Here is a 12,851-nt window from a genome sequence, read left to right as displayed (position 1 = left end):
TAGCGGAGTGCATTAAGTGGCATATTTAACACAAAAAGAACTTGAAAGTTTAGACTTTAAAAGATTAGGGAGCAATGTCAAGGTCTCTTCTAGGGCAAGTTTATATGATGTGCATTTGATGTGTTTGGAGGACAATGTAAGAATTGATGATTTTTGTGTTGTTAGCGGAAATGTGATTTTGCAAAATTCTGTTTGGCTAGCCCCATTTTGTTTGGTGGCTGGCGGAAGTAAGTTTGAGGATTTGCAAGAGGGCGGCATTGTGATTGGAGAATCTAGCGTGTTTTCTTATGGAGTAAGAGTTTTTTCGCGCAGTGATGATTATGTGGGAACAAATAAGAAAATTGTTGGGGCAGTGCAAATTGGCAGACATTGCGTTTTTGGTGCTAATAGCGTGGTTTATGCAGGAAGTGAGGTTGGAGATTATGTTTCTGTTGGAGCCTTAAGCTTTGTCAAAGGAAAATGCGTGGAATATGGTGTTTATGCCGGGATTCCTGCCCAATTGATTCAGATAAAATCTAGGCGGGGGGGGGGGGATAATTTTGGTTGGATTATTTTTTTATGCTTTTTCTAAGATTTATTGCTTTGTAATTATGGTGTCGTTAAGGGGGCAGCAGTGATTCTACATATTTTAAGTTCTGCTGTTCATTCCATTAGATTTATAGAATTTATGAAAGAGAATTTTGATTTAAGATTTCATAAATTCGTTTATGTGCGCCCTGATGTTTGTAAATATGGCTTAAGCAATTTTGAAGAGGTAGAGCATATTAATACCTTTGGGAAACAACTTAAGTTGGCTGTTTTAATGAATCAAGCGGCTAAAATTATTTTACATGGATTATGGAGACACGAAGTAATTAGACTTTTATATTTTCAGCCTTGGCTTTTAAATAAATGCTATTGGGTGCTATGGGGAGGGGATTTCTGTTTGGGTAAAGAAGCTTATAGCAAAAGGCATAATTTTATTTTGCAAAATGTAGGACATTTGATTTCTATTGCTGGAGATTATAAGTATGTGCAAAAAGAATATGGCTGTAAAGGTAAAGTTTTTTATTCTAATAGCTTTTATGCTTCTAATATATTTCAAGGAGATTTAAGTATAGCCGACAATGGTTCTAAGACAATTTTTTTAATTGGTAACTCTGGAGACTCACTCAATAATCATAAAGAAATACTAGAATCCCTCAAGCAATATAGAAATCAAGAAATTGAATTAATTTGCCCTCTATCTTATTGTGCGTCTAAAGAATATCAACAAGAAGTTATTGGTTATGCTAGGAATCTTTTTGGAGATAAATTTAAACCGCTGTTAGATTTTATGCCTTTAAAGGAATATTTAGAGATTCTAAAAAGCGTTGATATTGCTCTTTTCGCCCATAAAAATCAACAAGCTTATGGAAATATTATTCAACTTCTTGGAATGGGCAAGAAAGTCTATATGAGAAAGACAACTTCTTGGGAGATACTTAAAAGCAATGGTTTTATTATTTTTGATTTTGATAGTAAGATTACTTTAGAGAAACTCAATGGGATACAAGCTTCCAACAATCATCATTTAGCTAAAGATATTTATTCTTATGAAAATATGAAAAGAGAATTTGTAACCTTGTTTGAAGGAGGAGAATAGTGTCGAAATTTGCAAGCCTTTCCTTTAGCGGAAAATTTGTAAAATATTATGAAACTTTTTTTGCTGATAAAAATTTTGATGGAATGGGAAAATTTTTTGTTAATCTATTCCAAAAAGAATGCAGAGGTAGAAAAATATTAGATTTTGGATGTGGCACAGGAATCTTTTGCGAAAATTTTGCTAAAAATGGTTATGATATTGTGGGTGTAGATTGTAGTGAAGATATGATTTCGTATGCTAAAGAAAATCACTGCGGGGGGGGGGGCAAAAATATTACTTATTTTTGTGAAGATATTAGGACTTTTAAAATGCCATTAGTATTTGACGGAGTGTGTGCTTTGTCTCATGTTGTTTGTTATCAAGTCTCTAATGATGATTTGTTGCAAGTCTTTTTAAACGCATATTCTCATCTAAAAGAAGGCGGAATCTTTATTTTTGATTTTTATCATCAAGCAGGAATCTTTACACACAATCTTGAAGCGAGAATTAAAAGAGTGCAACATAATGAGATTACTATTACAAGATTTTCTGAAGCAAAATTTGATTTAATGGAAAATTGTATTGATTGCTCTTATAAATATTTAATTGAGGATAGAGATAATAAACCTTTATTTTTGGAAAGTAATGATAAAATGCGCTTTTTCTCTCTTAAGGAATTGGAATATTATCTTAAAAATATAGGCTTTAAAGCTATTGAATTTTTTGACTTGAGCGATTTTAGGGAAGTCAAGCTGACAAGTCAAAGTAGAAATGGTTATTGCCTAGCAAGGAAATGAGTAAATCATTTGATTTGCAAAAAGGGTTATTATGTGCAGCATTTGTGGCGGAAATTATCCTTTGGAGGTGATTCAAAAAGCTTCGGAGAGTATGCGGCATAGGGGACCGGATTTTAGCGGAAGTTTCAGTGATAAGAACTTTTCCTTTGCCCACAATCGTTTAAGTATTATTGATTTGGATTCTGCCGCTAATCAGCCCTTTACTTCTCCTTATTGTCCGCATTTGGTGCTTGTTTTTAATGGAGAGATTTATAATTATTTAGAAATCAAACAGGAATTAGAGGGATTGGGGATTCCATTTTTTACCCATAGTGATACAGAAGTCTTGCTGCATTCTTTCGCCATTTGGCAAGAGAAAGCGTTAAAAAAATTCAATGGGGATTTTGCGTTTGCAGTTTATGACAAACGCGATTCCTCATTGTTTTTGGCGCGGGATAGGCTAGGCAATAAACCGCTATTTTACGCATTAGAGGGAGACAAAATCTTTTTTGCTTCCGAAATCAAAGCATTTTTGGCAATAAGAGACTTTCCCTTTGATTTAGAGGAAGTTTCTAAGTGGTTGCTTTTTAGCAATGGAGAGCCAACGAAAACTATCTATCAAGGCATTTTTAATTTTCCTCAAGCGCATTTTGCGTATTTTAAAGAGGGAAAATTGAGTTTTTGGCGTTATTGGGAGTTGGAAATCGTCTGCGACAAGATTTCCTTAGACGATGCTTTAGAAGAGCTAGAATCCCTGCTTTTGGATTCTTTAAAATTGCGTTTGCGCTCCGATGTCCCTGTCGCCTTATCAGTCTCTGGTGGCGTAGATAGCTCTATTTTAGCACATTTGGCGCATAAGATTTCGGGGAATTGTCAGTTTTTTGGCATAGGGTTTGCGGGATTTAAAGAGAGTGATGAGAGTGCGCATATTAAGCAGTTAGAGCAGGATTTGAAGAGAGAGATTGCCTTGATTTTTCCTCCATTAGATTCTATTCAAAGAGACTTTCAAAACTTGCTCAAAGCACAAGATGAGATTTTTAGAAGTTTTTCGCAATACGCGCAGTTTTTATTGTTTAAGGCGATGTCGCCTTACTGCAAAGTCGTTTTGGGAGGGCAAGGGGCAGATGAGCTCTTTGGGGGATATTATCATCATATAGGAAGATATATTTTTGCTAATAGAGAAGAGTTTGAGAATCGCATAAGAGTTTATGGCGGGAGTGCCTTAGGAGAATATGGCTTCGGGCTTAAATGCTCTTTGGCAGAGGAATTAAAGCTGAAAATTTTTGCAGAGGATAATGTGCAAAACATAGAAAAATTGCGACAAAATTCCCTTCCAATTCCCTCAATGCGAAATCTTTTAGAACGTTTTTTGTTAGATTTCAATCAAGGATTGTGGCTTGATGTGGTGCGCTTTAACCTCCCGAATCTTTTGCGCTATGAGGATAGAAATGCTATGGCGCATAGTATGGAGAATCGCACGCCCTTTACCGACTTTAGAGTGGTGGAATTTGCCTTTAAGATAGATAAATCTTTAAAGTTTCAAAAGGGATATTCAAAGTTTATTTTAAGAAAGTTACTAGAGAAGTTAGGAAGTCCGAAGCTAGCGTGGCGATTGGATAAAATCGGATTTGGAGTTCCAGAAGAAATGTTGATGCGACAATTAGGCTATAATTGCACAACGATTTTTGATGCGCGTTTGATAATTTTTAACGCTTTAAAGGGGTATAGATGATTTGGATTGATGTAGCAACACCTAAATATGCGATGTTTTTTACTCTAATGATTGAGGAGTTGCAAAGACGCGGCTATGAGGTTTTAGTAACTACAAGATACGCCCCAAACTATACAGAAGCAAAAGAGATTTTAGATTTGCACAAGATTCCACATATCGTGCTTGGAGAATATGGCGGGGCGACTTTGCTAGAGAAATTTCAAGCAAGAATCTTTCGCCAAAAAGAAATTTTGGATTTATTTAAAGTGCGTGGCGTGCCTAAAGTACTGATTTGTGGCGCGGTGGTAGATAGTGTGCAGGTGGCTTTTGGCATTGGGATTCCAGTTGTGAATATCTATGATGCACCCTCAATCGCAAAACCTTATGACAATAAGCAGGAATTAACTGCTGTTGCAAGGCTAACCTTGCCTTTTTCTAAACTCTTTTTTTATCCCTTTATTTTTCCTAAAGAATTAATGCTCCGTTTCGCGTTAGATGAATCCCAAATCGTGCCTTATCCTTTTATTGATGTGGCATTATGGATAAACAAAATCAAAAAAGATTCCAAAAACGATTTTAGATTGCGTTATGGCTTGGATACCACGAAGCCTACGATTATGATAAGAGAGGAGGAGTATAAGGCACATTATGTCAAAGAACAAATTCCTACTATTTATCAAGTGATTCCACTTTTGAAAAAAGAAGTTGATGCAAACATTGTTGTAATGCCAAGATATGAAAAAGATAGGTTAAAAAGGGACTTTAAGGAAGCCGCAATTATTTTAGAAGAAAAACTAAAACCAGAGGAATTTTATCCCTTTATTGATTTATTCATTGGCGGGGGGGGGACGATGAATCTTGAAGCAGTTTGCTATGGGATTCCAACGATTTCTGTTCGCTCTTTGTGGATGATTTATGACGAATATTTAATCAATAATGGGTTAATGTTTTGGTGTCAAAATTGTGATGAGGTAGTAAAAACAGCCAAAAAAATGTTGGGTAAAAGGATTGATTCAATGAAGTATTTGGTGCGCGGAGATTGTAATTTTAACCTTATCGTTGATAAGATTGAAGAAGAAATTTTGAAAAGATAATGAATTTAGGAATAAAGATGAAAAGTTTTGAAGAAGTTTGTAATCAAGTGGAGACTCATAGAGAAAGTTTTAGAGAGAACCTAAAAGAGATTGAATTTATAGATTATGGAGCGGGGAATCCAAGTGAGCATCGGACAAAGGAACAAATGGAAAAGGGTGTCGTGGTGCAAGTTGCACTTAAAAGTTTAGCGTCTATTGGTGTCAAAAGAGAAAAGGCACAAGTCATTTATCAAATTTTTGCCAAACTAAACCCTAAAACAATCCTAGAGCTTGGCACTTGCTGCGGGTTTTCTAGTAGCTATATGAGCTTTTTTGCCCCAGAGGCTAAGATTTGGACATTAGAGGGAAGCCCCAATGTCGCACAGATTGCTAGAGAGAATCATCAATATTTTAACCTCAAAAACATTGAAGTTCTCACAAGTCGTTTTGATAGAATCCTGCCACAACTCTTGGAGGAAATTAAGCCTATTGATTTTGCCTTTATTGATGGACATCATAACAAAGACGCCACGATTGCATACTTTAAACAAATCCTTCCCTTTATGCAGCGGGGGGGGGTAATGCTTTTTGACGATATTACTTGGAGTGAGGGAATGAAAGAGGCGTGGAGAGAAATTGTAGAAAGCAAAACTTATGCAAGCTATGAAAATTTTGAGAGAATGGGAGCATTATGGATATAAAGTTTTTGGATTCTCTAATAAAGCATCTTTAGAGGATTAAAATGCATTATTATATTTATCCAGCCGGAAAAAGTGGTAAGACATTTGGTAAAATGTTGGATTTTATCAAAGCCAATGTTGGATATAGTTTTATTGATGATGGGAAACCGGGAATTACACTGCAAGAGCAGGCAGCGGAAATTAAGAATAGAATTGCTAACAAAGAAGCAGAAGTTGTGATTGTTCTGACTCAAGGAATTAGAATTACAGAAGAAAGACAAAAGCAATTAGAAAATAATCTGATGAATGTTGGGATTTTTACTTGGTTAGGGAGTGAATTTGTTGAAAAAATTGCTTTGCAAGTTTGCATAGAGGCTAAAAAGAGAATTTCTGCTCTGACTGCGCGGGGGGGGGGGCTTATTGGAGTTGTTCTGTATGGTTTAGCGGGTGAAAAACACTTAGGAAATGTAGATTATGAGTTATTAAGAAAGGGTTGCAAAGTTATTTATTTGGATAGTTCTGGAGAGGATTTTACGAGGGTTGAAAGGAATGATAATGTAATGGTGATTCCTTATTTGATGGATTATTTTAAATATATAGACTTTGTTAAATATTTTTTTTCCACAGCAAGTACTTATACGCGCAATGAAAAGCAAATTTACTTTGTGCAGCACCATAGTTATTCAAGTGTTTTAGAGGCAATTATGGAGAACAAGATTGATTATTTAAGAGAAATTTACAGAAATAATATTGATTATTTATTTGTTGCTTGTGAGCGAATTGCAAAAGCAGCAGAAACTTTAATTAAGGACTTGCCCCAAAAAAATCAGCCTTTTTTGATAAAAAGTGGTTATGCAGCATTTGATAATGTAAAAGAGATACAAGAATATTCCCGAGATTTGGTATTGTTTGCTTTGCATGATGAAGAAGAAGTTTTAGAAATTTATGAAGCAATCAAAATGCTTTTAGAGAAAGGTTATAAAGTTGGGTTGCGTTATCGTTACGAATGGGTTGGTAAGAGCAAAGATATAATAGAATCGCTGAAGTCTTTTCCTAATTTTTTTGTAAATTATAATAATAAGGATTTTGAAACGATTCTAGCAAAAACATTTGTTTTAATTACAAGTGCCTCTAGTGTGGCATATACTTTTCCTATCAAGCATTTGTGTCCTGCCATTTTATATTTCAAAGATAAAAGTTTGTTTGAGAAAACCTTAGGCGGTGTTGGATTTTTTGACAACAGAATACATTTAATGGCAAATTCTAGTATGGAAATTTTCCTAAAGGTGCAGGAAGTTCAAAAAATAAATTATAAAGAGAAAATTTTATCTTATCGCGATACTGAAGTGATTTATTTTAAGGAAGCAAGTCGGGTGATAGCAGATAAGATTTTGGAAATAATGCAAAAAGGGTAGGATAATTGGTTTCAAAAATTGGAGAACATAAAATTGCCCAATATGAAAAAGTTTGTAAGCTTTTAGGATTTGAAATCCCTTCAAAAGTTATTTTGGATTATCAAAGCAACAACGAATGTGCTTTGGGGCTTTTGGTAGAATATATGAATAAGATATTAAAAGAGCAGATACCAAAAGTAGAGTTTTTTGGGAAGATATTAAGAATTTCTTTTGAACAATATCAACGAGGCTTAACTCTCCTTTTAGCTCATTTTCAAGATTATTTGCTAGAGGAGAGTTTAAGTTCTCTTCAGGATAGCTTAGAGATTCATTTAAATAATACATATGCAATGATTGCAAAATTTGAGAATTGTATTAAAGAATACAATATTGGAATCACAATGATTGGTTATACAAAAGATAATAAGCATATTGGAGAGATTGATAAATTTTTACCACATTCTCTTGTGTATTGCTGTGATTCTGAAATGGCATATGAATTAACAAAGGAGAGGATAGGAAAAAATTATGCTTTTATTTCTCATTCAATGTATTATGTTATTTTTCCTAAAATGAAAGTTTTGTTGTCTATAAATACGCCTTTGCCTTTGGTAAAGTTGGAATCTGTTAAGCCAACTATCGTGCATTTAGGGCACAATTTTAATGAGTCTTTACAATATACGCTTCATCGCACAGGAGCGAAATATATTTTTGAAAGCTTAAATAGAGAGCGCATACAGCGATGTCATTATGTTATTGCACACACCGTGAATGATTTTAGGCTTTTAGAGCAAATTTGCGAATATTTTCATTTGCCAAAAGAAAAGATTATCAAAGGCGGTAATCCAAGTTTGGATTGGGTATTGCAAAAAATCAATGGTAAGAAATCTCAAAATTATTATTTGCTTTTTGCCCCCTCTTATTTGGAAAATTTTATGTGTGATGAATTTATACAATCCATTAATGAACTATTGAATAATGGAATCAAGATTGTTTTTCGCCTTCATCCTGCATTAAGAAAAAAACAAAAAGCAGAATATGCAAGAATAATTGCACAATGGTGTAAGAATAAAAATTTTATTTTTGACGAAACTCCAAGTTTTTTAAATGAATACATCTTAAATAGTTTTGTTCTTTTGACTGATGAAAGTTCTATGGGAGTTTCTTATCCATTTTGGTCTCTTAAACCTTCTATTATTTATATGCCAAATAAGAGAAAATATGGAGCAAGGATTAATGATATTCACCTTTACCATAAGGAGTGTAATATCATCTTAAAAGATTTAAAAAATTTAAAAAAGGTTGTTATGGATATTAGGGATTCTAAAATTCAGCAAGCATTTGAAATAGAAATAAATCAATTTAGAGATAAACAAGCATATAACTTATATCATTCCAGTAAATTTTTAAGTGAGTTTATAATGGATATTTACAGGAGAAAATGATGCAACAGGGTGCAGTTATTTGGATATGCGGACTAGCAGGGGCAGGAAAAACAACTTTTGCCCAAGATCTCTTTTTGTTTCTAAAAAAACAAAGAGACAATGTTGTTTTGCTTGATGGAGATGTTTTTCGCAGTATTTTTCAGGAGCAACCAGATTTCAGCAAAGAGGGGCGACTAAAAGTTGCTAAAAAGATTTCTGCTCTTTGTTCATTTTTGTCAGCCAATGGCATGATTGTCGTATGTGCGACCATTTCACTTTTTGAAGAAATCTATATAATGAATCGTCAAAATATTCCTCATTATTTAGAAGTTTTTGTTAAATGTGAAATGGAGGAATTAAAGAAACGCGATAAAAAAGGGCTTTATAGTGCAGCTCTTAGAGGGGAAATAAGTAATGTTATGGGTGTGGACATTGCTTTTGTAGAACCTGAAGCGCATTTTGTTATAGATAATTCTTTTTTGGAAAATTTAATTGAAAATCAACAAAAATTACAAGAGAGAGTTAATATATTCTTATCTGGTCTCACAAAAATAGATGATAGAGTGTATTGGGAGAAATATTATGCGATTCATCATAAAATAGGAGAATCTTCTTTATTTGCCAAAACTTGTATGACAAATTATTTTAAAAAAGGACAGACTCTCGTTGAATTGGGTTGTGGAAATGGTAGAGACAGTATATATTTTGCCCATAATGGAATTCAAGTTTTAGGAATTGACCAATGTAAAAATATCATTGATTTTCTCCAGAAGCATACTAATGCAAACTTGAATTTTCAATGCGCTGATTTTGCAAATCTTTCGGTTAAAGTGCAGTATGATATAATTTATTCGCGTTTTACTTTGCATTCTATTACGCAAAAGCAACAAGATAAGGTAATTTTATGGGCTAAGGAATCTTTGAAAAGAGGTGGGATTTTTGCCATAGAGGTTAGAGGATACAAGAATTCTCTTTATAAAATGGGAATTCCTGTTGAGGGCGAAAAAGATGCATTTATATTTGAAAATCATTATAGAAGATTTTTAAATCTTGAAGATCTACTTAGACAATTACAAGATTTTAACATAATTTATGCCAAGGAGGAAAAAGGATTTGCGCCTTTTAAAGAGGAAGATGACTATTTTATCCGTGTGATAGTTAGAAAATAATATTTACCATTTAGGATTTGTTTAGAGAAATCAAAATAATCAATTAAAGCGATAAAATTAAAACTGATTTGGAGATTTGAGAGATGAGTAAGCTTTCTGTAATTATACCCGTGTTTAATGTAGAAAATTTTATAGCAGAAGCCATACAGAGTTGTCTTAAGCAAAGCTTACAGGATATAGAAATTATCGTCGTAGATGATTGTGGAACAGACAAGAGTATGGAGATTGTTAAGGAGTTTGCCAATCAAGACAAAAGAATCAAAATCATTCATAACCAAAAGAACCTTGGATTGTTAAAGGCTAGATTTGAGGGAGTAAAGTCTGCAGAAGCAGAAATTATTATGTTTTGCGATGGAGATGATTTGTTAGAAATGCAAGCTTGCGAAAAGGTTTATCAAGAGTTTTTGGATAATGATTTGCTCTGTTTTTCATTATAAGGATTTAAAGCAAGGAGTATTGACAAAGTCTTCAAATTTTTTTACCCAAACTCAATTTTAACGCTAGAGGAATTTAAAGAATTCTATTGTGCTGGGGGGTAAATATGTTTAATAGTATAGTTCTTAAAGCATTCAAGAGGGATTTATACCTCAAAAATATTCAGTTACACCTAAACAATCTTGAGAGAAATATCACACTATCAGAAGATGCGTTGTTTAGTACTTCTTATTTAATGTTATGCCATAAAATCAAAGTCCTAAATGAGTTTCTTTATATTTATCGTCATAATGAAGATTCATCAACCAAGTCAAGGGATTTGCAAAAAATGAAAATTGGTGCTGACGATTTATTGTTTGTGGTGAATAAATTGCAAGATGATCCTAGATCCTTGCAAAACTACCTTATGCTTAGCAAAATCTAAATGATCCTTGATGAAATGGGGCTCTAGCACCATATTCCCATCAATGAGGATAATATACTCCCCTCTTGCTGCATTGATTGCCTTGTTGCGAATCGTATTTAATCTAAACCCCTCATCTTCTTGCCAAATATGCAAAAGAGGGCAGGGGAAAGTCTTTTGAAATTCTTTGATGAGCAGGGCGGTTTCTTCTGTGCTTCCATCATCGGCGATTAAAACTTCCTTTGGCAGGTAATCAAGATTCTTAACACTTTGAAGCACGGAGCGCAAATAATCCTTGCTATTATAAGTGGTGATAATCAAAGAGCAAGTGGGAATCTTGTGTGTGAGTTCATAGAGTTTGGCGTATTTGAAAAACACTCCTAACGCATTGCAAAGGCTTATCACAAAGCCCTTATAGCCATATAAAAAGCCTTTTTTTAGAAAATAATCTCTAATAAACTTCCATAGGCTGCGAATAATGCTTCGTCCCATAGAGCTTTTTTTGTGTAGATTTTGTTGCGCCCAAAGATTAGAGTATTTTTGCATTTTTTCAAGCAGGGTGTAAATATCCTCATAGGCATAGTGTTTCAAGCCATTTTGTGTTTTGATGATTTCTGCATTAGATGGGATAATGAGGCTTTCATGCACTGCATTGTCGTTAAAGCGGGTGAAAGATTTATTGAATACTCTTAGGACATAGTCTGGATACCAACCGCACGCTTTAATCCACTCTCCCTTATAGAGATTCTTTCTAGGCAGGGCAAGGATATTTTCTTGTTTTAAATGAATAGTTTTGAGCTCCTCTAAGCAATCTTTCTCTAAAACCTCGTCCGCGTCAATCAGAAAAATCCATTCATTTTTTGCATAAGAGACCGCGAGATTCTTTAAAGCTCCAAAGCCTATAAATTCGCTATGATGAATCGTAAGGTTTGGGAAGTGTTTTTTAAAAGTTGTGGCAATTTCTAAAGTATTGTCAGTGCTTTGGTTATCAAGCAAGACGATTTCATCAAAGCAGTTTAAGGATTCTAGGCATTCTTGTAGAGTTTGCCCGCCATTTTTGACAAGAATCACTGCAGAAGTTTTGGAGAAATCCATAAGCAAGCAACCTTAGTTTTTATGTGCTATTGTATCAGAATTTCTTTAATTTTGATTGTAAGTAGCGGAATCGCAAAAATTGGTTTGCTTTAAAGGATAGTTTGGATATAAATTTAAGATTTATTTTTTTAAGGAAATGTATGCAAAATTTACTCTATCAATGCGCTATTATCGCAATCAAAGCCGGGAAAGTAGCCTTGCAATATTATGGGCTGGAGGATTTTAAACTTAAAAAGGATTCCTCGCCTATCACGCAAGCGGATTTAGAATCTAATGCGCTGATTATGCGAGAATTACAGGAGAATTCGCCTTATAAAATTTGCTCTGAAGAGGCGATTTTGGACTATGAAGAGCGCAAAAGTTTGGAATATTATTGGCTCATTGACCCGCTTGATGGCACAAAGGATTTTTTGGCTCAAAATGGCGGTTGGACGATTAATATTGCCCTAATCCACCAAAAGCGTCCGATTCTAGGTGTCGTTTATGCGCCGGTGTTTCATCAGCTTTTTATTGCTTTAAAAAGCTTTGGGAGTTTTGCTTATGAGGTAGAAAAGCTCCAAGGTGCGTTGGAATCTCAAACGTTTAATGCGCTATGGTTAGAGAAAAATAAACATAAGTTAAGTGGCGATAGAATCATTCAGGATACGCAAATCATCGCTTGCGATTCTATGTTTCATAGCACGCAAGAGACACAAGAATTTTTTCAAAAATATCATCTTAAAGCGCAAAAGTGTGGTTCATCACTTAAAGTTTGCGCACTCGCAGAGGGTAAAGCAGACTTGTATCCACGCTTCAATGGCACGAGTGAATGGGATATGGCGGCGTGTGAAATCGTGCTAGAGGAAGCGGGCGGAGTGATACTAGATTGCAAGACTAAGCAGCCTTTGGAGTATAACAAGCCAAGTGTGCGCAATGATTATTTCATTGCCTTTGCGAAATCACAAATCGGCGGGGAAATTTATAAGGATTTTATGAATGGATTACTCAAGTAAAACTTGCTCACAAGGACGAAATAAACGACACTTGCAAGGGTAAATTTTGTAAGCCTTTTAAAGAATCTTGAAATTTTAGTGCAAATTTTTGTATGA

At 34.4% G+C, this 12,851-nt stretch carries 11 protein-coding genes and 1 pseudogene; 11 read left to right on the top strand and 1 reads right to left on the bottom strand.

The features are described from left to right. The first annotated feature begins 16 nt into the window (after positions 1-16). From HDT10_RS06425 to HDT10_RS06380, 10 genes are all read left to right on the top strand, one after another. The gene (locus HDT10_RS06425; RefSeq protein WP_290881332.1) at positions 17-571 is read left to right on the top strand and encodes an acetyltransferase; all 555 of its coding nucleotides are present in this window, start codon (positions 17-19) and stop codon (positions 569-571) included. A 42-nt stretch (positions 572-613) separates the two neighbouring features. Continuing rightward, positions 614-1,624, top strand: a complete 1,011-nt coding sequence (locus tag HDT10_RS06420) for a TDP-N-acetylfucosamine:lipid II N-acetylfucosaminyltransferase (RefSeq protein ID WP_290881330.1) — start codon at positions 614-616, stop codon at positions 1,622-1,624. Further along, positions 1,624-2,400: a class I SAM-dependent methyltransferase gene (locus HDT10_RS06415; RefSeq protein ID WP_290881327.1), complete on the top strand. Its 777-nt coding sequence runs from the start codon at positions 1,624-1,626 to the stop codon at positions 2,398-2,400. The genes HDT10_RS06420 and HDT10_RS06415 overlap by 1 nt, the downstream gene beginning before the upstream one ends. Positions 2,401-2,431: 31 nt before the next feature. After that, positions 2,432-4,111, top strand: coding sequence for an asparagine synthase (glutamine-hydrolyzing) (gene asnB / locus HDT10_RS06410; RefSeq protein WP_290881325.1), 1,680 nt, complete (start codon positions 2,432-2,434; stop codon positions 4,109-4,111). Next, positions 4,108-5,184, top strand: coding sequence for a DUF354 domain-containing protein (locus tag HDT10_RS06405; protein ID WP_290881322.1), 1,077 nt, complete (start codon positions 4,108-4,110; stop codon positions 5,182-5,184). Before asnB ends, HDT10_RS06405 begins: the two co-directional genes overlap by 4 nt. 17 nt (positions 5,185-5,201) lie before the next feature. Next, the gene (locus tag HDT10_RS06400; protein WP_290881320.1) at positions 5,202-5,864 is read left to right on the top strand and encodes an O-methyltransferase; all 663 of its coding nucleotides are present in this window, start codon (positions 5,202-5,204) and stop codon (positions 5,862-5,864) included. 41 nt (positions 5,865-5,905) lie between these two features. Next, positions 5,906-7,258 carry a hypothetical protein gene (locus tag HDT10_RS06395; protein WP_290881318.1) on the top strand — a complete coding sequence of 451 codons (1,353 nt, stop codon included), beginning with the start codon at positions 5,906-5,908 and terminating at the stop codon, positions 7,256-7,258. A gap of 5 nt (positions 7,259-7,263) precedes the next feature. After that, positions 7,264-8,682 (top strand): hypothetical protein, encoded by a 1,419-nt coding sequence (locus tag HDT10_RS06390; RefSeq protein WP_290881316.1) that lies wholly within the window; start codon positions 7,264-7,266, stop codon positions 8,680-8,682. Further along, positions 8,679-9,830, top strand: coding sequence for an adenylyl-sulfate kinase (locus HDT10_RS06385; RefSeq protein ID WP_290881314.1), 1,152 nt, complete (start codon positions 8,679-8,681; stop codon positions 9,828-9,830). Before HDT10_RS06390 ends, HDT10_RS06385 begins: the two co-directional genes overlap by 4 nt. An 83-nt stretch (positions 9,831-9,913) precedes the next feature. Then, positions 9,914-10,267, top strand: a complete 354-nt coding sequence (locus tag HDT10_RS06380) for a glycosyltransferase family 2 protein (RefSeq protein WP_290881311.1) — start codon at positions 9,914-9,916, stop codon at positions 10,265-10,267. Positions 10,268-10,638: 371 nt separating this feature from the next. On the opposite strand, the pseudogene HDT10_RS06375 reads toward HDT10_RS06380, so the two are convergent. Continuing rightward, positions 10,639-11,763: pseudogene (locus HDT10_RS06375) on the bottom strand (glycosyltransferase); the annotation flags it as partial. 140 nt (positions 11,764-11,903) lie between these two features. On the opposite strand from HDT10_RS06375, the gene HDT10_RS06370 reads away from it, so the two are divergent. Then, complete coding sequence (locus HDT10_RS06370) at positions 11,904-12,755, top strand: 3'(2'),5'-bisphosphate nucleotidase CysQ (protein WP_290881308.1); 852 nt, start codon at positions 11,904-11,906, stop codon at positions 12,753-12,755. Positions 12,756-12,851: the final 96 nt, after the last annotated feature.

Origin of the sequence: Helicobacter sp. (assembly GCF_014799995.1) — a bacterium.
GTDB lineage: Bacteria > Campylobacterota > Campylobacteria > Campylobacterales > Helicobacteraceae > Helicobacter_D.
The sequence above is the reverse complement of the archived record's forward strand: the minus strand, read 5'-3'. Positions and strand labels throughout refer to the sequence as shown.

Coding starts and splice junctions, on each gene's coding strand:
- asnB (WP_290881325.1), top strand. CDS start 2,432: ATGTGCAGCATTTGTGGCGGAAATTATCCTTTGGAGGTGATTCAAAAA.
- HDT10_RS06405 (WP_290881322.1), top strand. CDS start 4,108: ATGATTTGGATTGATGTAGCAACACCTAAATATGCGATGTTTTTTACT.
- HDT10_RS06400 (WP_290881320.1), top strand. CDS start 5,202: ATGAAAAGTTTTGAAGAAGTTTGTAATCAAGTGGAGACTCATAGAGAA.
- HDT10_RS06395 (WP_290881318.1), top strand. CDS start 5,906: ATGCATTATTATATTTATCCAGCCGGAAAAAGTGGTAAGACATTTGGT.
- HDT10_RS06385 (WP_290881314.1), top strand. CDS start 8,679: ATGATGCAACAGGGTGCAGTTATTTGGATATGCGGACTAGCAGGGGCA.
- HDT10_RS06380 (WP_290881311.1), top strand. CDS start 9,914: ATGAGTAAGCTTTCTGTAATTATACCCGTGTTTAATGTAGAAAATTTT.
- HDT10_RS06370 (WP_290881308.1), top strand. CDS start 11,904: ATGCAAAATTTACTCTATCAATGCGCTATTATCGCAATCAAAGCCGGG.